The sequence below is a fragment of the Trichodesmium erythraeum IMS101 genome, from assembly GCF_000014265.1.
In the GTDB taxonomy this organism is placed as follows: domain Bacteria; phylum Cyanobacteriota; class Cyanobacteriia; order Cyanobacteriales; family Microcoleaceae; genus Trichodesmium; species Trichodesmium erythraeum.
Genome location: NC_008312.1, coordinates 4,464,352 through 4,487,111, shown reverse-complemented (window position 1 = coordinate 4,487,111; position 22,760 = coordinate 4,464,352). Strand labels below are relative to the sequence as shown.

17 protein-coding genes and 1 pseudogene are annotated in these 22,760 nt (G+C 34.5%); 10 read left to right on the top strand and 8 right to left on the bottom strand.

The features are described from left to right. Positions 1–800: 800 nt before the first annotated feature. Both TERY_RS13850 and feoB read left to right on the top strand, forming a co-directional pair. Positions 801–1,070, top strand: coding sequence for a FeoA domain-containing protein (locus TERY_RS13850; protein ID WP_011612411.1), 270 nt, complete (start codon positions 801–803; stop codon positions 1,068–1,070). 140 nt (positions 1,071–1,210) lie between these two features. Next, on the top strand, positions 1,211–3,031 hold the full coding sequence (feoB, locus tag TERY_RS13845; RefSeq protein WP_011612410.1) for a ferrous iron transport protein B: 1,821 nt from the start codon (positions 1,211–1,213) through the stop codon (positions 3,029–3,031). Between the two features lie 871 nt (positions 3,032–3,902). On the opposite strand, the gene carB is transcribed toward feoB, so the two are convergent. Continuing rightward, complete coding sequence (gene carB, locus TERY_RS13840) at positions 3,903–7,133, bottom strand: carbamoyl-phosphate synthase large subunit (protein WP_011612409.1); 3,231 nt, start codon at positions 7,131–7,133, stop codon at positions 3,903–3,905. 328 nt (positions 7,134–7,461) lie between these two features. Between carB and TERY_RS13835 the strand changes: the two genes are divergently transcribed. The 4 genes from TERY_RS13835 (at position 7,462) to TERY_RS13820 (ending at position 10,068) form a co-directional block, all read left to right on the top strand. Then, positions 7,462–7,713, top strand: a complete 252-nt coding sequence (locus TERY_RS13835; RefSeq protein ID WP_011612408.1) for a hypothetical protein — start codon at positions 7,462–7,464, stop codon at positions 7,711–7,713. Beyond that, positions 7,714–8,625, top strand: a complete 912-nt coding sequence (locus tag TERY_RS13830; RefSeq protein WP_011612407.1) for an ROK family protein — start codon at positions 7,714–7,716, stop codon at positions 8,623–8,625. It abuts the gene before it with no gap. A 632-nt stretch (positions 8,626–9,257) separates the two neighbouring features. Continuing rightward, positions 9,258–9,695 carry a hypothetical protein gene (locus tag TERY_RS13825; protein ID WP_011612406.1) on the top strand — a complete coding sequence of 146 codons (438 nt, stop codon included), beginning with the start codon at positions 9,258–9,260 and terminating at the stop codon, positions 9,693–9,695. 46 nt (positions 9,696–9,741) lie between these two features. After that, the gene (locus tag TERY_RS13820; RefSeq protein WP_011612405.1) at positions 9,742–10,068 is read left to right on the top strand and encodes a hypothetical protein; all 327 of its coding nucleotides are present in this window, start codon (positions 9,742–9,744) and stop codon (positions 10,066–10,068) included. A gap of 1,113 nt (positions 10,069–11,181) precedes the next feature. Here TERY_RS13820 and TERY_RS13815 read toward each other — a convergent pair. The 5 genes from TERY_RS13815 to psbH form a co-directional block, all read right to left on the bottom strand. Next, positions 11,182–12,897, bottom strand: coding sequence for a CTP synthase (locus TERY_RS13815; protein WP_011612404.1), 1,716 nt, complete (start codon positions 12,895–12,897; stop codon positions 11,182–11,184). Positions 12,898–13,089: 192 nt separating this feature from the next. Continuing rightward, on the bottom strand, positions 13,090–13,356 hold the full coding sequence (locus tag TERY_RS13810) for a DUF3146 family protein (protein ID WP_011612403.1): 267 nt from the start codon (positions 13,354–13,356) through the stop codon (positions 13,090–13,092). Between the two features lie 832 nt (positions 13,357–14,188). Further along, positions 14,189–14,848 carry an aminoacyl-tRNA hydrolase gene (pth, locus tag TERY_RS13805; RefSeq protein WP_011612402.1) on the bottom strand — a complete coding sequence of 220 codons (660 nt, stop codon included), beginning with the start codon at positions 14,846–14,848 and terminating at the stop codon, positions 14,189–14,191. Between the two features lie 107 nt (positions 14,849–14,955). Then, the gene (locus TERY_RS13800) at positions 14,956–15,219 is read right to left on the bottom strand and encodes a TatA/E family twin arginine-targeting protein translocase (RefSeq protein ID WP_011612401.1); all 264 of its coding nucleotides are present in this window, start codon (positions 15,217–15,219) and stop codon (positions 14,956–14,958) included. A gap of 113 nt (positions 15,220–15,332) precedes the next feature. Further along, a complete protein-coding gene (gene psbH, locus TERY_RS13795) occupies positions 15,333–15,536 on the bottom strand; it encodes a photosystem II reaction center phosphoprotein PsbH (protein ID WP_011612400.1) in 204 nt (67 codons plus the stop codon). An 87-nt stretch (positions 15,537–15,623) separates the two neighbouring features. Here psbH and psbN point away from each other — a divergent pair, with 87 nt between their 5' ends. From psbN to TERY_RS13780, 3 genes are all read left to right on the top strand, one after another. Next, positions 15,624–15,755: a photosystem II reaction center protein PsbN gene (gene psbN, locus TERY_RS13790; protein ID WP_011612399.1), complete on the top strand. Its 132-nt coding sequence runs from the start codon at positions 15,624–15,626 to the stop codon at positions 15,753–15,755. Between the two features lie 451 nt (positions 15,756–16,206). Beyond that, entirely contained in the window at positions 16,207–17,319 is a 1,113-nt protein-coding gene (aroC, locus tag TERY_RS13785) for a chorismate synthase (RefSeq protein WP_011612398.1), read from the top strand. Next, complete coding sequence (locus tag TERY_RS13780) at positions 17,303–18,217, top strand: MBL fold metallo-hydrolase (RefSeq protein ID WP_011612397.1); 915 nt, start codon at positions 17,303–17,305, stop codon at positions 18,215–18,217. The genes aroC and TERY_RS13780 overlap by 17 nt, the downstream gene beginning before the upstream one ends. Positions 18,218–18,231: 14 nt before the next feature. Here the strand turns inward: TERY_RS13780 and TERY_RS36970 are convergent, their stop codons facing one another. Together TERY_RS36970 and TERY_RS36965 are read right to left on the bottom strand one after the other, a co-directional pair. Continuing rightward, positions 18,232–18,684 carry a tetratricopeptide repeat protein gene (locus tag TERY_RS36970; protein ID WP_370497215.1) on the bottom strand — a complete coding sequence of 151 codons (453 nt, stop codon included), beginning with the start codon at positions 18,682–18,684 and terminating at the stop codon, positions 18,232–18,234. A gap of 69 nt (positions 18,685–18,753) precedes the next feature. Next, a pseudogene (locus TERY_RS36965) lies at positions 18,754–19,101 on the bottom strand (thioredoxin family protein); the annotation flags it as partial. A gap of 1,565 nt (positions 19,102–20,666) precedes the next feature. Between TERY_RS36965 and TERY_RS13770 the strand changes: the two are divergent. Then, complete coding sequence (locus TERY_RS13770; protein ID WP_196797039.1) at positions 20,667–22,514, top strand: tetratricopeptide repeat-containing sulfotransferase family protein; 1,848 nt, start codon at positions 20,667–20,669, stop codon at positions 22,512–22,514. The last annotated feature ends 246 nt before the right edge of the window (positions 22,515–22,760 follow it).

Sequence of the window (22,760 nt, the reverse complement as noted above, 5' to 3'; positions counted from 1 at the left end):
AAAACTAGCTAAATAACAGCCAAAAATAGAAGCTATAAACCTAGTATTATTTATGATTTATAAATGTATTTACTATAAAAATATATATTAGGTTATGCTTGAAATTTAACAGATAAAATATTATGAAAAATGATTACTAAATTAATAAATATGATAGAGGATATTATTATAGAATTTAAGACTTTATAATTAAATAGTATCAAAGTACAAATTAAGAAATACTATGGAATTTATGGAATATTTACAACAGCAAAGATTGGAAGCAAAATTAGCAATATTTTAGGATAGACTAACTTATGATACTTCTCAACAATTTCAAAAATATTTGATGACAATTAATCAAGAAAAACCCGAAAAGGAATGGTTGATAAATTGTACAAAATTTTACCTTAATATCCTAAAGCAAAGCCCCATAGAATAAATTTGGTTACAAGTAAAAAATTTAACCAGATAATTTGATAATCTTTGTAGTTCTTTGAAAATAGTTCAGGGGCTATTTAAGTTTTTGGCGCTATGGTTAAATATTCAATTTTTCCAAATTTTTTCAGTATAAAATTTTGGCACAAACAATAGGTAGATTACTACATTTAAAGTTAGACAAATTAAAAACTATCAAGTTATATTTTATTACTAGTATTAGGTTTGAAGCTATTTTAGGTGTAAAAAATCTCAAAGTACCGTTAATAAAATACTTTGTGTTTAATCCTACATTCTGGAGGTTAAACAGTGCCATATTCTACCTAACCTATATTGGTTTAAATAGGCCAAAATAAAATTATAACAATAAAATCAAAGTTGAAATGAATGTAGCTGATTTGAAAATAGGACAAATAGCGATAGTAGATAAAGTCCTCAACCTTGATGGCGGACAAGGAACTGTTCAGAGATTAGCAGCAATGGGAGTAGTTTCTGATAAATCAGTACAAGTCTTGCGAAAGGCTAGATTTAATGGGCCCTTACACATTCGAGTCGGAGCTACTACAGAAATAGCTATCCGACCCCATGAAGCGGAAATGATAGTTATTAGAACAGATAGGGATGATGAAATAAATTTCTCTGAAGGTTCTTAAATGATTCCTTAAGCATGGCAAGCTCATCTAAAATTTTATTGACAAATCAATATTTTTATGATACCAAATGTTAAGAATCTTTTCAAAAAATTACAAATATTACATAATTTTTATATTATCGGTTTTCTTGCTTAATAATAATGACTTGTCATAACAATAAAGTAACAATATCTCAACCTACTAATGCCACAAAAAAAGTGGCTTTAATAGGGATGCCAAACACTGGAAAATCTACATTTTTTAATCGGATTACTGGAGTTTCGGCCCATGTAGGAAATTGGCCGGGAATAACAGTTGATCTTTTTCAAGCTGAGGTCAAAATAAATAAGGAAATTACACAATTTATAGACTTACCAGGAATTTATAATTTCAATGGTTTTTCTGAAGATGAAAAAGTTGTTCAAAATTTTCTGGAAAATAATCCTGTTGACTTAGTAATAGTCGTTATTAATTCCTCACAAATCGACCGTCAAATTATGCTACCATTACAGGTAAAATCTTTGGGTTTACCAGCAGTTTTGATGTTAAATATGTCAGATGAAGCTAAACAATATGGGATTAAAATAGACAAAGAAGAATTATCCAAACGTTTGTCAATGCCAGTGTTTTTAATAAGTGCTAAATATGGTAAAGGCTATATGAACGCCTACATGGCAATTTCTGAACAGTTAAAAGAGAGTAAAAATTCAGTTCAACTAGATACGAATAAAATCAAGGAAAATATTTCTGTTAGGGAAATAGATAGTATTTTAAATGGAACTGTGATTATGCCTTCTCAAATGGCACAAAATTTCACAGCTCAAGTTGATAAAATTCTGCTGCATCCTGTCTGGGGTTTACCTTTATTTTTCCTAGGAATGTTCCTGGTTTTTTTGGCAATTTGGAATATCGGACTTCCTTCAGTAGACCTTCTTGAAATTGGGGTTGAATGGGTACAGTCATCAATTGTTGAACCTCTAGTTCAACCGTTTCCACAAGTACTTCAAGATTTTCTAATTAATGGGCTTTGGGCAGGGGTAACTACTGTTGCTTCTTTTGTACCTTTAATTATAGTATTTTTTATAATTATGGCGGTGTTAGAAGATAGTGGTTATCTATCACGTTCTGCTTATTTAATGGATGCCTTTATGGCAAGATTGGGTTTAGATGGACGTAGCTTTGTACTGCACATAATGGGGTTTGGTTGTAATGTTCCGGCATTAATGGGAACTAGGGTGATGCGATCGCGTGCTTTACGACTATTAACCATGTTAATTATTCCTTTTGGTTTATGTTCAGCACGATTACAAGTATTTGTATTTATTATTGCAGCAGTATTTCCTAATAGCAAGGGAGCGATAGTTTTATTCTCTTTATATATTCTAAGTTTTCTGGTTGCTATTATTACTGCAGCATTATTTCAAGGAGTATATAAAAATGAAGAACCTTTCGTTTTAGAGATGCCTCCTTATCGTTTTCCTACATGGAAACAAGTTTTACTAAGAAGTTGGGGAGAAGTTAGAGAATTTTTAGTTAGAGCATCTGGCTTCATTACTGTTGGTTGTATTGGAGTTTGGATACTGACAAGTTTACCTTCAGGGGCAACAGGATTAGATACAATTGGTGGTCAAATTGGTCAATTGATGAGTCCTATTATGGATCCTATTGGTATCAATTCTTATTTAACATTATCCCTATTTTTTGGCTTTATTGCTAAAGAAATTGTGATCGGTTCTTTAGCAGTTATTTATAGCATGAGCGAACAGAATGTTAGTAGCAATATTGCTGAGACAGTTACTTTTATTCAAGGATATAGTTTCTGTATTTTTTGTTTACTTTATACCCCATGTTTATCTACTTTAGCAACTTTAATTAAAGAAGCAAAATCATGGAAATTTTCCTTACTTTCTTTAGTATTTCCATTAGTTTTAGCTTGGTTATCTAGTTTCATTTTTTACCAAGGAGCTTTGGCTTTAAGTTGATAATCTAAATATTAGATATTTCTAGAAAAAAGGGAATAGAAATTAAGGATAAATAATTAATAGTTTATGTAGGATTATTAATTTTATTTTGATGACTACACATATTTATTATAAAAGCTAGCAGTATTCAATAAAAAAGATAAAAATTATAGCTATCTAAAATGAATTGGGGAAACTATTTTTAAACATATTGCTCCCTAGTGCGGGTATCTTTTCCCTTAGTAATGTATCTGACTAAGATGAAATTTGCTATAGTTTGAATTTATTTATTGAAAGCTATATATCAATTCTTTGTTGTCTAATTAATAATAATTTTTTTCATTTTGAAGATAGACATTTGTTGTATCATCGCGATCTTTAGGTACGCCAAGCTAAATAAAAATTGTAACGAGGCAAAATTTAATTTAAAATTCGATTCAGAACTTAAAAAGAAACTAAATTCTACTGAAACTTAGAAAAATCCATGAACTATTTGTTGAACTAAACTGACCTAAAATTCCTCGGAAAACACTCATGCTACTCATGCTAAAGTTTATTAAAAAAAATTAAGCTTGTGCTAATGTAGCAATGAAAAAGTAGCGATCGCCTCATAAGAAATCCCATTATATCAGTAGTTATTCAAAAAGAGCAATCGCAATTTAAGCATAATAAAAAAGAAGTCAAAAGTTTAAAATTAGGGTTGTTCTATTGAACTTCCCTTTAGGGTTGACTATTTTTTTTGGTAACGTTATAACACATCGTAATCTGATCATTGCCCACCATGCATCCTACTGGAGTGACACAGCTAAAATAGTGCAGGATACGGATTAATCAATACCTTTGAGAGTATGAATTTCAGAAGTAAATACGCACCCTACAAATAATTCCAACTCTAATAATAATCCTGTATCGCCTTCACCTCCAACGCTCCCGACTTCAATGCTCGAATTGCGGCCGCCGTCGCCTTCGCCCCCGCAATAGTTGTAATTAACGTTATTTTATAATCCAACGCACTCCGCCGAATTTTAATCCCATCTGCACGGGCTTCATCCCCAGAAGGAATTATAATAATCAACTGAATTTCTCCATTTTTAATTCCATCCAAAACATTAGGTCGCCCTTCATGCAACTTCAGCATCAAACCCACTTCTAAATCATGCAAACGCAAAATCTTCCGAGTTCCTTCAGTCGCTACTACCTTCAAACCCAAATCAACTAAATCTTTAACCACTGGTACAACTGCTTCTTTATAGCGATCGCTCATTGACACAAACACTGTTCCCTCTAAAGGCAACTTTTGACCTGCAGATAACTGTGCCTTAGCAAAAGCTTTACCAAAGTCAACATCAATACCCATAGCCTCACCTGTCGAGCGCATTTCAGGTCCTAATACTGTATCTATACCAGGGAATTTAGCAAATGGTAACACTGCCTCTTTCACAGAAACATGATCAGGTATTTGTTCATCTATAAAACCCAATTCCTCCAAATTTTTCCCAGACATAACCCGGGATGCTATTTTTGCCAAAGGTATTCCTATTGCCTTAGAGACAAAAGGTACTGTCCTTGATGCGCGGGGGTTAGCTTCCAAAATATATACTGTTTCTCCTTGGACTGCAAACTGAATATTCATTAACCCGATCACATTCAACGCCTTTGCCAGAGCAACAGTCCATTGACGAATTGTTTCCACCGCAGCAGAAGTTAACGTTTGATAAGGAATAGAACAAGCAGAGTCACCAGAGTGAATACCTGCCTCCTCAATATGTTCCATGATACCACCGATAACTACCCGACCTGTGCTATCAGCAATAGCATCCACATCTACCTCAACAGCATTGTTCAAAAATTTGTCAATTAAAATTGGATGTTCCGGTTCCACCTGTACTGCAAACTTCATATAACGTTCCAGCTCTTGGTCAGAATAAACAATTTCCATAGCCCTACCTCCCAAAACATAGGAAGGTCTTACCACAACTGGATAACCAATTGTATGTGCTACTGTCAAAGCATCCTCAAAGCTACGAGCCAGACCATTTGCTGCTTGACGAATATCTAAATCTCGTAAAATCTTCTCAAACCGTTCCCGGTCTTCAGCAGTATCAATAGAGTCTGGCGAAGTACCCCATATTTTGGTTTGAGCATCTACTTGCTCTAAATATTTTTGCAGAGGAACCGCTAATTTCAGAGGTGTTTGTCCGCCAAACTGAACAATAATTCCTACCGGGTTTTCCGCTTCAATAATATTCAGTACATCCTCTTTAGTCAAAGGTTCAAAATAGAGGCGATCGCTTGTATCATAGTCAGTAGAAACAGTTTCCGGGTTAGAGTTGACCATTATTGTTTCAAACCCATCCGCTCCCAAAGCATAACTAGCATGACAGCAACAATAGTCAAATTCTATTCCCTGACCAATACGGTTAGGTCCTCCTCCAAGAATCATTACTTTCCGTTTTTCCGATGGTAAAATTTCTGACTCTTCTTCATAAGTAGAATAGTAGTAAGGTGTCAGTGCCTCAAACTCTGCAGCACAAGTATCCACTGTTTTATAAACAGGTTTAATGCCCAAACTCAACCGATAGCTTCTGACCTCATCTTCGGTAGTTTTACTGCAATAAGCAATTTGGCGATCGCTAAAACCTTGACGTTTAATATCCCAGAGCTGCTCCTTTGTTAATTCATTGAGCGGAGTATACTTAATTAACTTTTCTGTATTTATCAACTCCCGCATCTTATCAAGAAACCAAATATCTATTCCAGTCAACTCATAGATTTCTTCTAAACTCATTCCCAGTAATAAAGCATGACGAACTGTAAATAATCTTTCTGGGTTAGGCGTGCGTAACCCCGATCTTACTTGTTCTAAACTGGGTATTTTTTCCCAGCGATCAGCACCAAAACCCGCTCTACCAGTTTCCAAAGACCGTAAAGCTTTCTGGAACGACTCCTGAAACGTGCGACCTATTGCCATTGCCTCCCCAACCGACTTCATCTGAGTAGTTAACACTGGTTGGGAACCGGGAAACTTCTCAAAAGCAAACCTAGGAATTTTCGTAACTACATAATCTATAGTAGGTTCAAAACTAGCTGGAGTCTTTTTCGTAATATCATTTGGAATTTCATCAAGAGTATAACCAACTGCTAACTTAGCCGCCATTTTCGCTATAGGGAAACCAGTTGCTTTTGACGCCAAAGCAGAAGAACGACTCACCCGTGGGTTCATTTCAATCACAATAACATCCCCATTCAACGGGTGAACAGCAAACTGAATATTTGACCCTCCAGTTTCCACACCTATTTCCCGAATAATTTTAATCGAAGCATCTCGTAGTCTTTGATATTCCTTATCCGTCAATGTTTGCGCCGGAGCAACAGTAACAGAGTCTCCCGTATGTATCCCCATTGGGTCAATATTTTCAATTGAGCAAATAATCACCACATTGTCTGCTAAATCTCGCATGACTTCCAGTTCGTATTCCTTCCAACCAATTAGAGATTTTTCCACCAAAATTTGAGATACTGGACTAGCATCTATCCCCCCTTGTGCCATTACCTCATATTCTTCTTGGTTATAAGCAATACCTCCCCCTGTCCCTCCTAAAGTAAAAGCAGGACGAATAATTAGAGGATATGTTCCTATTTTTTGAGCGATCGCCTTGGCCTCTTCCCAATTACTAGCAATACCTGATGGACAAACCTGGATGCCTATCCGACCCATTGCTTCCTTAAACAATTGACGATCTTCGGCCATTTCAATGGCTGGTAGTTTAGCCCCAATTAAATCCACACCATATTTAGCTAAAGTGCCATTTTTTGCCAGAGAAACTGCTATATTTAAAGCAGTTTGACCACCCATTGTTGGTAATAAAGCATCTGGTCTTTCTTTAGCAATAACTTTTTCTATAAGTTCCGGGGTTAGAGGTTCAATGTAGGTACATTCGGCAATTTCTGGATCTGTCATAATTGTAGCCGGATTAGAATTTACCAATACTACCTCAAAACCCTCTTCCCTAAGGGCTTTACAAGCTTGAGTTCCACTATAATCAAATTCACAGGCCTGGCCAATAACAATGGGGCCAGAACCAACTAGTAGGATTTTACGTATATCTTGGCGTCGTGGCATAGACTTATTTGTATTTGTTTGAGAATTAAAACTTAATCCAGAGTATTTTAAGGGTTAGTATAATGGCTGTGCTAGTATATACATACCAATTTTATATTTGGGAATTCAAAATTATAAGTTTTAAATACTCATAAATACTAAGGATAAAAAAGAAGAGGTAATGATTAGTTCTTAATTGTTTCACGTTCCTATATTAGGATTAATTAATATGACTTGATAGGATTCGGAGTTAATAATTTTAACTTTTAAACTTTGACCTTTTACTTATAAAATATTTGACTTCATAGGAGTCGGAATTAATAATTTTAACTTTTGATTTGTAAGAGATATGCCAAGAAATCCTGATGAATTTGCTATACACCTACTATTAGAAGGTGGCGCCCGTGAAGAAGTACGTTTTCTAAGTCTTAAAGACTTTCAAACCTGGTATAGTGGGGTTGTAGTCCCAAAACATGACTCTCAAGAGTTTGTAAATGTACCAATTAAGACTATTCAAGGCGAATATATGGTAGTTCGTCCTTCAGCTATAATTGCCATTCGGGTTGAACCAATATTTAATTCTAGTATTGAAAGATATTAAATGAACTCTCTAGTTATAGGCATTGATATAGGAGGAACATCTATCAAGTTGGGATGTTTCGGTAGGGATGGAGTATGTCATCAATCTTTAACTGTTCCAACTCCTCGACCTGCTACTCCAAAAGCAGTTATTGATCTAATAAAAGAGGTAATATCTATGATGATAAAAGAACCTCAAATATACAACTTAGGACCTATTCAAGGAATAGGTATTGGAGTACCAGGTCCTGTTGATGCTGAAGGTAAAACTTCTATCATAGCAATTAATTTAACAGATTGGCAAGATGTTCCTCTCGCTAAATTGTTAGAGGAAAAAACTGGTTTACCAGTAGTTATAGCTAATGATGCTAACTGTGCTGGTTTAGGAGAAGCTTGGTTAGGGGCAGGTAGTCAGTATAAAAATCTGATTATGCTTACCCTGGGTACTGGTGTCGGAGGAGCAATTATATTAAATAGCCAATTATTTGTGGGTCATCAAGGTGCCGCTGGAGAGTTAGGCTTAATAACTTTAAACCTCGATGGACCTAAATGCAATAGTGGCAATAATGGTTCTTTGGAACAATATATTTCTGTTCAAGCAGTTCGTCGAGAGACAGGAAAAGAACCTTTAGAATTAGCCAATTTAGCTTTGGCTGGAGATAAATTTGCTCTAGAATTTTGGCAAAATTACGGACGACTTTTAGGAGCTGGGTTAGCAAGTTTAATTTATATTTTAACTCCAGAAGCAGTGATTATTGGTGGTGGAATAAGTGCTGCAGCAAAACTTTTTTTACCTGCGACTAAGGCAGAAGTTAAGCGACGAGTTCTTCTGACTTCTTCTTTAAAGTTACAATTATTAATTGCTAAATTAGGTAATCAAGCTGGTGTTATTGGAGCTGCTAAGTTAGCTTGGACTAAGTTTTCAGATCAATGATTTGAGATTTTTGAATTGGAAGGTAATAGGTAATAGTTGGTGGAGGAAGGAAATTTTGATAATAACTCAATACTGTTTAGACAAAAGATTACTATAAATCAATACAATTCTACTATTAAACTAAACATCTTTTGCAGAAGATGATTCTGATGATAGTAATGGTCACTATCCTTGAGATAATTTTCCGGTAGTCCTAAAAAGGAAAGGATGAAACTATGGTTTTTTAGTGAGCAGGACTTCTACAGCATTGCTAATAATTCTCAAAACTTTTGAGCTGAAGCTACAGAATGATATCCAATGTAGCATCTGATATGATCAGTGATTTTAATGGCACGTGATAGTGCTCTGCATCGCCTGGAGGACGAGCGCACTAACACCAATTAAGAAAAATTATTCATGCTATCGACGGGAGTTAAGTTGCTCCTATATTTTTTGCTGCCAACAGAACTCCTTGGTTCAGCAACAATACTTTAACTCTCACTTTTTTATATTCTACACAATTACTCCAGTTTAGACTAAATAGTTGAATATCAAATCAATGAGCTATTGTTATCGACGGAAAAGGTATTATAGTAAATTACGATATTGGTGTTGCAGAAATAGAAGGTATTCGTAAGCGGAAAAAAGCAGAAATGGAGTTGATTAATAAGGCAGCAGAAAATGTAAGATATAGAGTTCAGCCTTTAATTTATCAGCTTCCAATTCTTCTCAAACAAGCAGCAGAAACAGCTATTGAAGAAACTCCAATTGAAAAAGGAGAGGTCAAAAGAAAAAAAGTTTTACAAGAAAAAATTTCTCGTTCTGTTACTAATGCAGTACAAAAAGCAAGTCGTAAATTTTCCGAGAACATACAAACAGAAATTCAACAGGGAATTGACCGAGAAGTAGATCGTCTTAAAGATTTTACTACTTCAGTAGATGAAGCTTTCAATAAGATTGAAATGGAGTTTGTTGATATTGAATTTAATGCTGAGAAAAAGACAACTTCTCATGCACAAGCAATTACTGCTGCTTTAGCTGCATTTACAGGATATTGCTTTTCCTCTTCTTTTAGCTACTGGAATTGCTAGCATTTTTGCAGGAGACTGGTTAGCTAAAGCAGTTTTTACTAAGGAAATGGAGCGCAATTTTAAAGGTAATTTTCAAGAAGCAATTACCAAAGAAATTGATAAGCAACTGCGAGAAAAACATCTTGAACAAGAAATTAGCAATCTAATTTCAGAACCTTTTGCAGATCTTCAAAAAAGCTTAAACCAAGAATTAGAAGCCCTTCTGGATAATACTCAAAATAAACTTGCTCAATTACGAGGCGATCGCGAACGAGGAGTAGTCTTAAATGAAGCCAAACAGCGAGAACTAGAGACGATGCGTACCGAAACTCAAAGTATATTAAGTAATGCTGAACGATTATCTAAGCAAATAGTGGAAATCATAGAGATCTAACCTCACAGGGTGACAAGTAAGCTGAAAGATAGGTATAAAAACAGTTTGGTGAAATAGCTCTAACAACAATTCAAACACAAGGCTCTTTTTTCAAGGCAAACTGCATCTTAATTTTAAAGTTCTGACAACACAGGGATATTAAGCGCTTGAATGTTTATACTTAGAAATTGCTGATTAACTCGTAAAGTATTTATGCATAAAAGCTTTAGCCTAAATTTCTCACTTCAAAACCTAGCATCAGGCATTATGCATAAATAGGGCTTGCTTATAAATACTTAGAGAACTACCCTACCAAAATTTTGTACTACTTTTAATGTTACAAATTGACTGGCTGAACTTGAGCTTTAGCTTTTTTAGGTAGAAAAAAGTGCAAGCTTTTCAGCCACTCAAGCTCACCCATGTTAAAATTTTGGGCAGGCCACAGCAAAAAAAATCAGGGTCCAATATATCCGACTACCTCCTAATTAATTCCCATTTCACCTAACTTCCGACTCCTAACTCCTACCCAAAGCCATGCATAATTTTTCAGCAAATCTTATTTACCCAAAAATTTGGTTTAAAATCTCGCCTACCCATTGGGGGACAATCCATGTTTAAATAAGATTGGTTCTTCACCCGCCTTGTCTCATAAATACTCTAGAAAAGAAGAGGTTCCTCAAAACTCTCCCCGTGCCCTTGAGCAGAACTTGGGAAGCCTTCAGGTTTTGGATCAACTTCTTTCCACCAAAGCATAAATAAAAACCCACAATAATTTTTGGTAAGTCGCCCTCAGGCATTCCGATACTTGAAATAGACTTGGAGGTCAGCTCCAAGTACCTTGCTTATGAGTATTGCTATATCATCCACCAATTGTACTTATAGTGGTTAATAGTGACTCAGATAATTAATTTTACTCTGCTTCAGCCTATTAAATTTGATCACAAACAATAAATCAAGTTCAAAGAAGAAATATTTACTACCAACTATTACAATCTATTTCATCTAAACATAGTAAAGTAATTATCGTAGATTAACTCAGCAAAAATAAAAGCTTAATTTCATACTTCAAAAACATTGAAAAAGCTACTGCTAATATATTTCAGAAACTACCGAATGCGCTATCCCTAATTTTCTTCAATTAGGAATAGAACTTTTACTAACTAAATTGTCTGGGGTTTCTTCAGTATTATTCACAGATAAATTATCACATTTTTCTTGTGAATTAGCTGCTTGAAAAAAATTATGAAATAGAGGATGGGGAGTACTAGGTCGAGATTGAAACTCTGGATGAAATTGAGTAGCAATAAAAAAAGGATGAGCAGGAAGTTCAATAATTTCTACTAGTCTACCATCCGGAGAAGTTCCACTGATAATATATCCTGTTTCTTTGAACAAGTTTCGGTAAGCATTATTAAATTCATATCGATGACGATGGCGTTCATAAATTACTTCTTGCTGATAAGTTTTAAATGCCAATGTATCCCCTTGAAGACGGCATGGATAAAGTCCAAGTCGCATAGTGCCGCCCAAGTCTACTACATCTTGTTGTTCTGGTAATAAATTAATCACCGGATTTGGTGTTTGAGGGTCAAACTCAAAACTATGGGCAGCATCTAATTTTGCTATATTGCGTGCCCACTCAATTACTGCACATTGCATTCCTAGACATAATCCCAAAAAAGGAATTTTATTTATTCTGGCATATTCAACTGTAGCTATTTTCCCATCAATACCTCTCACGCCAAACCCACCCGGAACAATAATTCCATTAGCTTTTTCCAGGTAGGTCCTAGCTCCCTTGGTCTCCACATCTTCAGCATTTACCAAATGCAGATTTAAATCTACACCAACAGCGATCGCTGCATGACGTAATGCTTCTACCACTGACAGGTAAGCATCACTTAGTTGAATATATTTACCTACTATGGCAATTTCTACAGTAGCAGTAATAGATAATTTACCTTGGCTAGTCCGTATATCTTGCTTATCTCTATGATAAAGACGATTGACCAAAGTTTTCCAATGACTAAGGTTTGGTTGACGTTGCTCCATTTTTAATAATTCTAGAGCTTGTACTGCTAGCCCTTCTGTTTCTAACATCAAAGGTACTTCATAAATACTTTGAGCATCTTGAGACGTAATTACAGATTCTACAGGTACATCACAGAACTCCGACATTTTTTCTTTCAGGCCTTCACTCAGTTTGCGATCGCAACGACAGACCAAAATATCTGGCTGGATACCAATTGAACGTAACTCCTTGACTGAGTGTTGAGTCGGCTTAGTTTTCATTTCTCCTGCAGAAGCAATCCAAGGCACTAATGTCACATGGATATACAAAGCATTATTCCGTCTTACATCTTTGCGAAACTGCCGAATTGCTTCTAAAAATGGCTGAGATTCGATATCTCCTACAGTTCCCCCTATTTCTGTAATTACCACATCTGGATTAGCATTTTTGGCTACTCTATGTATTCTTTCTTTGATTTCATTGGTAATATGAGGAATAACCTGAACAGTTCCTCCCTGATAGTCCCCTCGCCTTTCTTTATTAATTACTGCCTGGTAGATCGAACCTTGGGTAACACTATTAAGGCGAGACATTGAGGTATCTGTGAATCGTTCATAGTGGCCTAGGTCTAGGTCAGTTTCTGCCCCATCTTCTGTAACGAATACTTCTCCATGTTGGAAGGGACTCATTGTCCCTGGGTCTACATTTATATAGGGGTCTAGTTTAAGAATAGAAACAGAATAACCCCGTGATTTGAGCAAACGGCCTAAGCTTGCTGCGACAATTCCTTTACCAATACTGGAAACTACTCCACCAGTTATGAATACAAATTTAGTCATGTTTTTTTTAAGAACGAAGAAGTCAATATTAAGTTTTACTCCTTTCTATCTAAAATACCTAACTTTACCTAACTACCAAGAATTGCTAATCTCTAGCTAGCTTCAAAAATATCATATACATAGCACTACCATACAGAGGTTAGAACATTTCACTATTCCTTATTCTTTATATAACTTAAGGTTTAATTTTTGTTAAAATTTAGCCTTAATAGTAAAGGAGTAATCTCCACCAGGTTCTAGTTGATAATCCCATTTTTCTAGAAATCTACCCAAAGGTTCTTGAATTAGGGCACGCCCTTGAGAAGGTTGAATAGAAAGAGTTTTTCCCTGTCTAAAACGCCATTTAAACTGCCAACCAAAAGAACCGGCACTAACCTCTCCTTCGATCGTGCCTTTTTGCCAAGACTGACGAGTTACTCTGATGTAAGCAGTAGTTTCTGGTAGACCCTTAGAAATCATTAATAGTTAAAAGTCACTTAAGTCAATCACTCAAAAGTAAAAATTTCTATAATCACAACTGCCTTATCCACCTATCGGGCGACTTTTTAGTTGTTTTTTTTATTTTATATTTTATAAATTACTAATTAGTTAGACTGGAGGACAGTCTCAGATAAAAAACGAACGCACACCGCAAACATAAGACTAGGGTCTTTTTTTAGCCCTCGCTTTTGATAAATTGCTGCACCAAAAATATTGGTCAACTCCTATCATACTAAGGAACACAAGCTACCATAAGCCTTAGAGGCCAGGAATATTTCAAAAAGATAATCTTGCCCTCCCTGTATAAATAATCAATACATCTAAGAATCTGCCAATTTCTGGGGTTAAGTTTTATAGGAGTCATAAGTACATATATTCATAATTCTCAAACCCTTACCTTGTAAGGTAAGAACTTCAGCCAGAAAAATGGGTATACCAGAAAAACTAGGTTTAAAGTCTGCCCCACAAGCGCGTAGATTTTTATTTGTTTTTTTTAAATACAATGTACTTTATAGTCACATAATCACTATTAATTAATTATAAGTGGGAAGTCCAAGACAAAAAATAGACGCACACTGCAAGGGGTGTTAACCAGGGTTAGTGCTGGCCTTATTTTTAGGGATAGGTAGAGCAGCCAATGAAAGGTCAAGAAAAATCTAGGCTTTACTTTAAGTGTTCTTCCACACTCCACCTGCGCCTAACGTCTGGGAAATATGTCAACCTACCTACATAACCATATCCCTTATACCCATCTCTCCTCAAACTTTTCAGAAGTTTCATTCAGAAGTTTCATCCTGATCAGATATAGCTTCTATGACGGGGGTTTAGACACAGGATTTTCGGTAATAGTTCTATTATTATAGAGACTCATAGCTTTTTCAATTCCTTGCTTTAAAGAAAGTTCTACTGCATCTACAACCAGCTCCAGCACTTGAGTCATTAATTTGTTTTCTTTAGGACTAAACTTTCCTAAAACATGACTAATAGTTTTTGCTTCCCCTCTTTCAGCAGTAATATTTTTTGGCTTACCAATGCCTATCCGCAAACGAGGAAACTCTTGAGTTCCCAAATGAGCGATCGCGGACTTCATTCCATTATGGCCACCTGCCGAACCAGACAACCGTAATCTTAGTCGTCCCATTGGTAAATCCATATCATCATATATTATAAGCACACAAGACGGAGGTAATTTATACCAATTTACTACTGCACTAATTGCTTCTCCCGATCTATTCATATAGGTTAAGGGTTTAAGCAAGTAAATTTTTTCTGCTTTTGGTCTCCTACCTTCTCCAAATTCTCCTTTAAACTTACGATTTTCAGATAAAGAAACCTGCCAGATATTAGCTATAGTATCTATCCCAGTAAATCCTATATTATGCCTAGTTTGATCATATTTTGGCTCTGGATTTCCCAAACCTACAATTAATTTGGGAATCACCAAATTTGCTGCTGGTGCAACCTCTTTCATTCCTTTAAAAGTTAAATGTTAAATAAAATTTAAAGCCACAATTGCAATAATCTTCTTGATTTAGATTGGCTCTGGTTAATTTTTTCTATAGTTTAACTTTCACTTACTTAATTCTTGTTTGTATTTGTTGCAGAAGAAACATCTACCACTTTTTCTGGTTCTGAGGCCGAGGTACTAACTTTAACTCCTTCCTCTAAATGTTTTGCTTCCCGTTTAAATTCATTCTCAAAATCACGTGCTCCTGCCTTAAAACTATTTATTGCTTGTCCTAAGCTCCGACCAATTTCAGGTAACTTTTTCGGACCAAATATCAAAAGGGCTACCACCAAAATAACAATCATTTCTGGGAGGCCTATACCAAATATATTCACCTTTTTTTCCTTCTCAAAATTTACTTTAATATAGTATATGTATTAGTTTAATGTATAGGGCTAGAAAAATTCAGCTTGACTGAACTTCTTAGCCCCTTTGGTTTAAATTTACTCTATTTAGTTAAGTTTGCCCAATCTACATCAACATTTTCTAATAACAAGGAAGAGTTGTAGATTTGGAGAATAATTAACAAGAAGACAAAAAATAAGCCAATAAAAACGGCCATCACCCATGTAGTTCCCCAACCGGGAGATACTTTACCATATTCTGAGTTTAAGGGCTTGAGGATGTCTCCTAATCCAGTTCTTTGTGACATAATTTTCGATTTTTACTATTTTCAGCAGAAAATTTTAATGTTTTGTAATATTGTATATGTATAACAGTCACAATTTTAATGAATTATATGGAACCTGCAACAGTTCTTAGCATTTCGATAGGTGTAATGGTTGTGGCCATTACTGGATTTTCAATTTATACAGCTTTTGGACCTCCATCAAAAGAGTTGGTTGACCCTTTTGATGAACATGAAGATTAAAGCTTAGTGGGACTCGTAGGCTGAAAAACTAGCTTCAAGCTAAGTATAATAGGCCTTTTTTTTGAGTACATTGCAGCTTATCGCTTCGTCTGGGAAAAACTCTGATGATTTTGTAGGTAAAACTTATACCTGCTAATCAGCTTTATTGACTGCTTATGCTAGAGTAGAGTAACTAAATATCAGTCAAAAGGCGGTCGAAATGTGGTAAAAGCTGCAGTGACCAGAGACAATACCGCGATACCTAGGGTGACTTGTGCGCGTTGGGGAAAGTAATAAAACTCCAGTAAAAATCTCCCAATTCCAAAGGTAGCTAGGTAATGTAAAAGGAAAGCCAAAATACGAGTCGGATAGGTTAACTTACCAGGCTTAATTAAACATGAGTCTAGAAGCATGAGAATTTGAAGAAAAAGCAGTAATAGTGATTTTTTAAGCAGTTTATAGTTGGAGTTTAATGGGCAACATATTTGGACATTTGTTTCGGGTAACAACCTTTGGTGAATCCCATGGGGGAGGAGTAGGAGTTATAATTGATGGTTGCCCACCAAAGCTAGAAATAAATGTTAAAGAAATTCAATATGAGTTAGATCGTAGGCGACCAGGGCAAAGCAAAATTACTACACCCCGTAAAGAAAGTGATACTTGTGAAATACTGTCTGGGGTATTTGAAGGTCAAACCTTGGGGACACCAATTATGATTTGGGTCAGAAATAAGGATGCTCGTCCCCAAGATTATCAAGATATGGCTATTAAATATCGTCCATCTCATGCTGATGCAACTTATGATGCTAAATATGGTATCAGAAATTGGCAAGGTGGGGGAAGGTCTTCGGCCAGAGAGACAATTGGACGAGTGGCTTCAGGAGCGATCGCTAAAAAAATTTTGCAACAATATTCTGGTGTGGAAATTGTAGGCTATGTGAAGCGGATCAAAAATTTAGAAGCTATTGTTGATCCAACAACGGTAACAATGGAACAAGTAGAAAGCAATATTGTTCGTTGTCCAGATAGTGAATGTGCGGAGAAAATGATTGAATTAGTTGAAAAAATACGGGATTTGGGAGATTCTGTGGGGGGTGTAGTAGAATGTATAGTCCGGAATGTGCCAAAAGGTTTGGGTTCTCCTGTATTTGATAAACTAGAGGCTGATTTAGCCAAGGGTGTAATGTCTTTGCCAGCAACCAAAGGATTTGAAATTGGTTCTGGTTTTGCAGGTACTACTATGACAGGTAGCGAGCATAATGATGAACTCTATACAGATAAACTTGGTGAGATTCGCACAGTGACAAATCGTTCTGGTGGAATACAGGGTGGCATCTCTAATGGAGAAAATATTGTATTGCGCGTGGCATTTAAACCCACTGCAACAATAAGGAAAGAGCAGCGTACTGTTAGTCGTCAAGGTGAAGAGACATTTCTTGCGGCTAAAGGAAGACATGACCCTTGTGTTTTACCTAGGGCTGTACCTATGGTAGAAGCAATGGTAGCTATAGTTCTATGTGATCATTTATTGCGTCATTATGGACAATGTAATACCTTAAAGTCAGAAAATGTATATGGAAACTAAATCTTCTACTATAGTGCCTACCCAAGATAATATTGATTCTGCAGAGTTGTCTGAAAATAGAAGAGATTTTCTAGTCAAGTTCTGGGGAGTTCGGGGTAGTGTTCCGACTCCTGGAAAAGATACTGTTCGATATGGAGGAAATACTTCCTGCATAGAAATGCAAATTGCTAATAATCGTTTGATATTTGATGGAGGTACTGGAATACGAGAATTAGGGAAAGAACTGATGCAGGAAATGCCAATTGAAGCTTATGTCTTTTTTACTCATTATCATTGGGATCACATTCAAGGTTTCCCATTGTTCACTCCGGCTTTTACTAGAGGAAATTGTTTTCACATCTATGGGGCAATTCCTCCTAAAGGGGAGTCAATGAAAAAGCATTTTATGGATAGAGTTTTACATAATAACTCTCCTATTCCTCTCAAGGATATGCAGGCGGACTTGCGATTTTATGAACTTGAGCATGGGCAAAAAATGATGCTCCATAATATAGAGATTGAAACGGGTTCTCTGAATCATCCTAATAAGGCGATAGGATACAGGGTGACATGGAATGGAAGGAGTGCGGTTTATTGTTCTGATACAGAGCATTTTCCTGAAGGTTTGGATGAAAACGTAGTCTATTTAGCTCGAGGTGCTGATGTTCTAATTTATGATGCTATGTACACTGATGATGAGTATCATAACCCCAAGTCCTCTAAAGTGGGTTGGGGACATTCTACTTGGCAGGAAGCAATCAAAGTTGCTAAAGCTGCCGGAGTAAAGCAACTAGTAATTTTTCACCATGAACCAGGTCATAGTGATGATTTTCTGGATGGGATGGCAGAAAAAGTTAAAGCAGCTTTTCCTATGGCAGTTATGGCCATAGAAGGTTTAGTGCTACCAGTAGGAATTTGATATGAGAAATTACTTTAATACAAATTTAATAATTTATTGCGATATTCTTTGCTTATCGGATGATTATCTCCTAAGATGTGAAATATTGCTAGCATTGCTTTGCGGGGTCGGTCATCCTTTTTATTCTTATGATTTTTAGTGATTAGCTCTAAAAATAATTCTAGTGCTTGTTCGTAGTTATCTGATAATGTTAGACTACAAGCTTTAGCATAAGTTTTATCTAGTGTACTATCACCTGGATTTTCAGCTTCTTCTTTAAAGTGAATTAACGCTTTTACGGCCTGTAATTGAGGATAAAATTCTCGCTTATGCTCGCCAATAGTTTCAATAAGCTTTTTTGCTTCTTTTAGTTTATTTGAGCTTACCAAAAACTTAGCAGCTTCTATGATGATAGTAACGTTATTAGGATACTTGTGAAAGAGCTGATCTAAAAGATTTTTTGCTTGTTCAAGTTTACGTGATTTTATCAGCTCCTGTAATTGCTGTAAATTTTTTTCTAGCTCTGAGTGAAGATTAAATTCCCCTAGAAAATTTCTGAGTTTTGGTTCTGAGAGAACTCCTACAAAACCTGGTTTAACTTCTCCTTGAGTTACGACTCTTACATCTGGTACTCCTTCGATGTTATAAGTTTGAGCTAAGTCTGGACTCTGATCGACATCAACTTTAGCTAAGATAAAGTCATATTCAGTAGCCAACTTTTCTAAGATTGGTTTTAGCATTTTACATGGACCACACCAAGTAGCGTAGAAGTCTACTAAAACTGGTTTTTTGTGAGAATTTTTTAATACTTCGGTAGCAAAGTTTGTATTGTCAACTTCTATAGAAACGCCCATTGAATTCTTAGAATTAGAATATTTTGTATTATTAACTATTATGCCTGAATCAAGGAAATTTTTGGCAAAATAGAAGTTAAAATTTTGTTAGGGAGTATGGAGTAAGCTAATAATTTATTTAAAATGCGTCTTCGGGAATCAAAAGTCATAAGAGTTGTGTTGTTAATTAGGTACACAACATGCTAAACACCTACAAACAATTATTTACATATAATTTGCCCAAATTTCAAAGTAATTTTTTGAGCTATTTTTTAAGCTACTCCAACTTTCTTATGCATTAACTTTGATTAATTCATAATTCATAAATTTTCATAATATTTCAATCAATTTTTCTGACTTGTGAGTAGATAGATAACCAAAATATATCTAATTTTTTTTGCTTCCATTCCTATTGTTTTTTTGTTTTATCCGTGGTAATTATTGGAACTTTATTTATGACTACTAAGGTAGATGTAGATTTTGATAAATATTTACTGAAGTTATCCAGGCAGTTAATAACTATTTAACTATGAATTACTACTTCATATATATCAAAATATCATTTATTTTTATAATTTATTCATCCCAGAATATTAATGATTGTACTTGGGTAGGTTTTCCTAGTTATTATTTATGATTTTAAGGCAATTTACAGAAAATATTCTGTATTCAATAAAATCAACTTTTTGAAAGTGTATTAAGGAAATTGGTCTTGATTTTTTTGGGAATTATTATCATCTTAGTATTTTCACTTATAACTCTCATGCGTTAATAGTTTTGCTCATTCCTATCTTCATTATTTTCTATTTTATATTCAACTTTGCAGATTCTTCTTATTGTTTCTTTACTTATATCAGTTTGCCATCCCAGTTTGAATTTTAGCTATAACTTTTTTAAAGTTTTCAGATTCATACTTACCAACTATTTTACTATTTTATTCTGATCCTGATTTAACTTAGATTTTCCGTGCTAACTCTATCTTTGTGATTATAGATGTCTATTCCATGCGAAAACTTTCTATCTAGTAGACCAATTATATATGGTTTTTCTATTCACTCTAAGTATTAATTCTAATTTATATATAGAAAATCTCTGATAACTAAATTATATATTTAGCTCTGTCTCTAACATGAAGAAATTTACTGTGTTGACTAATTCTTTATAAAAATTTTCTAGTTTTGTTGTTTAATTCCCTAATAAAAACCATGAAAAATTATCATTATTGTTATTTTGATACTAGAGTATACTATTATGTAAGATATGTATAATAAATTTTGTGTATCTAATTATGTGGTTGAAATGCATAACAATTAAATAATTAGAATTCGGTGGGAATGGAAAAGAAGAATGCATTTATAAATCTAGGTTAGGTGACAAATTTTTGGTTTTAGGCAACACGGAATAGGTAAAAATACTATACTGATTAATATGAAAATCTCTATATAATTAAGACATAAAATTCTAGATTAATATTCCACAACTGACGGGGTAAGTATTTTTTGCTTTTTCCATATTTTGCTAACCATCTTGCCTATTGCCTAAAACTACCAATATATATACTTTATTAAGTAGGAAACTACTGTAAATTTTTATTGATCAATGTTAAATCAAAAATGTCGTCGAAAAATAATTTAAATTTGAATACATCTGAAGAGTATGCAAACCTTGGTAGTATATATGTTCAAGAAAATAATTGGGATTTAGCAATTGAAAACTACCGTAAAGCTATCATACTAAAACCTAATGTTTCATGGTATTACTATCACTTAGCACAAGCTTTATCTCAAAAAAAAGATTGGGAAAAAGCTATAAAAAATTATGATAAAGCAATAGAGTTAGATCCTAATTTTGCTTGGTCTTATTATAATTTGGCAAATGCGTTAAGTAAGCTAGAAAAATGGGATGAGGTGGTTAAAGCTTACCAAAATGCAATCAGAGTCGATGTAAATTTTTCTTGGTCTTACTACAATTTAGGTGATGCTTTAATCAAGTTAAAAAAATGGGATGAAGCTATATATAACTATCTCTATGCTACTAAACTTCAGACAGAATTACCAGGAATTTATAGTAAACTAGGAGATGCTATAGAAGAAAAACATAAATCAAGCTTAGATGGAAAAATTAAGGATTTCTACAAAGATATTCAAGATATTAAGCAATATTATATTGACGATAAATCACTACTACTTTTACAACAAAACCCTGATTTACTTGTACAAGTAGCAGATGGTTTAACTAAAGCGAATCAAATTAATGGGGCAATTATTTTATATAAAATAGCTCTAGATATTAATCAAGATTACCTAAAAATTTTTGAAAAACTCAAGCAAGTATTAGAGAAAAAAAATCAGTTAGAACGAGAAATATTAGAAGTAAGAAAAGAAATAGAATTAAAGCAAAATAGTAGGTCTTACTATAATTTAGGTATTGCCCTAACTCGAGAAAAAAAATGGAATGAAGCAGTTATTGCTTACCGTCAAGGTATTGAAATTGAACCGGATTTTCATTGGTGGTTTTATCACAATATATGGGAAGCCTTTGCTAGGGAAGATAAACTAATGGAAATACTCAATTTTTTTCAGATGTTTCAGAAAGCTAATCCCGATTCTTTTTGGTCTTATTTAAATATAGGAGAAGCTCTAACTTGTTTGGGTAAAATTGATGAAGCTATACCTTATTATCAAACAGCTTGTTATCAGCAAACTACAAAAAAATACCCTAGTTTAGTATCGCAACCATGGAATTTAGAACAAGTGCAGGGACCGAATTTTATAATTATTGGAGTGCAAAAAGGAGGTACTACTTCCCTTTTTGGTTATCTGACTCAACACCCACAAATAATGTCTCCTATTAAAAAAGAAATTGATTTTTGGTCTTGGAAATTTAATGAGTCAATTAATTGGTATCTGGCTCATTTTCCAGTAATTCCAGATGGAAAAAAAATCTTGGCTGGGGAAGCTAGTCCTAGTTATTTTAATCATCCTGATGCTGCTAGGAGAATTTATCAATTTTTTCCAAAAATTAAGTTGATTATACTTTTGAGAAATCCTGTAGTTCGAGCTATATCTCAATATTATACCTGGAGAAGATTCAACTGGGAAAACCGATCTTTAGAAGAGGCAATTGAATCAGATTTAGATAAGCTAATCAATAATCCAGAAAAAGTTAATTATTGGATGGGAGAACAGAATTATTTGGCAAAGGGAGTATATATTGAATTTTTAAAAGAATGGATGAGTTTATTCCCAAGGGAACAGTTACTAATTTTGAAAAGTGAAGATTTTTATGCTGATCCACAAGCAATTGTACAGCAAGTTTTAAAGTTTTTAGATTTGCCAAGATACGAACTATTAGAGTATAAGAATTATAATCCTGGTAATTATTCACAAATCGATCCATTAATGGATAAAAAATTAAGTAATTATTTCCAAGTTCATAATCAAAAATTAGAAGAATATTTAGGGATAAAATTTAACTGGGAGTAATCTAAAAAAATTGATTTTTTGCAGTTAGTGTATGGCAATTTTCTGGTAAATAATACTTACATAGGAAATAAAAAATAGGCTAGAAGTTGCTTTGTTATAGCTGGAAATTACATGGATAAATTGTTGTTATTTTGTTGAAATTATCAAAAAAATTTATACTGAAAAATTTCATAGAGAATGTCAGGGCAGAGACTACAGCCATAAAGGGAAGAAACTTTCTGTATAGTTAGACTAACAGCTTTTTTA

Excerpts from the sequence above, each read along its gene's own strand:
- TERY_RS13810 (WP_011612403.1), bottom strand. The coding sequence starts at position 13,356 with ATGATTTCTAAGGGTCTACCAGAAACTACTGCTTACATCAGAGTAACT.
- carB (WP_011612409.1), bottom strand. The coding sequence starts at position 7,133 with ATGCCACGACGCCAAGATATACGTAAAATCCTACTAGTTGGTTCTGGC.
- TERY_RS13815 (WP_011612404.1), bottom strand. The coding sequence starts at position 12,897 with ATGACTAAATTTGTATTCATAACTGGTGGAGTAGTTTCCAGTATTGGT.
- feoB (WP_011612410.1), top strand. The coding sequence starts at position 1,211 with ATGACTTGTCATAACAATAAAGTAACAATATCTCAACCTACTAATGCC.
- TERY_RS13850 (WP_011612411.1), top strand. The coding sequence starts at position 801 with ATGAATGTAGCTGATTTGAAAATAGGACAAATAGCGATAGTAGATAAA.
- TERY_RS13830 (WP_011612407.1), top strand. The coding sequence starts at position 7,714 with ATGAACTCTCTAGTTATAGGCATTGATATAGGAGGAACATCTATCAAG.
- TERY_RS13820 (WP_011612405.1), top strand. The coding sequence starts at position 9,742 with ATGGAGCGCAATTTTAAAGGTAATTTTCAAGAAGCAATTACCAAAGAA.
- TERY_RS13780 (WP_011612397.1), top strand. The coding sequence starts at position 17,303 with ATGTATATGGAAACTAAATCTTCTACTATAGTGCCTACCCAAGATAAT.
- TERY_RS13835 (WP_011612408.1), top strand. The coding sequence starts at position 7,462 with ATGCCAAGAAATCCTGATGAATTTGCTATACACCTACTATTAGAAGGT.
- psbN (WP_011612399.1), top strand. The coding sequence starts at position 15,624 with ATGGAACCTGCAACAGTTCTTAGCATTTCGATAGGTGTAATGGTTGTG.
- psbH (WP_011612400.1), bottom strand. The coding sequence starts at position 15,536 with ATGTCACAAAGAACTGGATTAGGAGACATCCTCAAGCCCTTAAACTCA.
- pth (WP_011612402.1), bottom strand. The coding sequence starts at position 14,848 with ATGAAAGAGGTTGCACCAGCAGCAAATTTGGTGATTCCCAAATTAATT.
- aroC (WP_011612398.1), top strand. The coding sequence starts at position 16,207 with ATGGGCAACATATTTGGACATTTGTTTCGGGTAACAACCTTTGGTGAA.
- TERY_RS13825 (WP_011612406.1), top strand. The coding sequence starts at position 9,258 with ATGGAGTTGATTAATAAGGCAGCAGAAAATGTAAGATATAGAGTTCAG.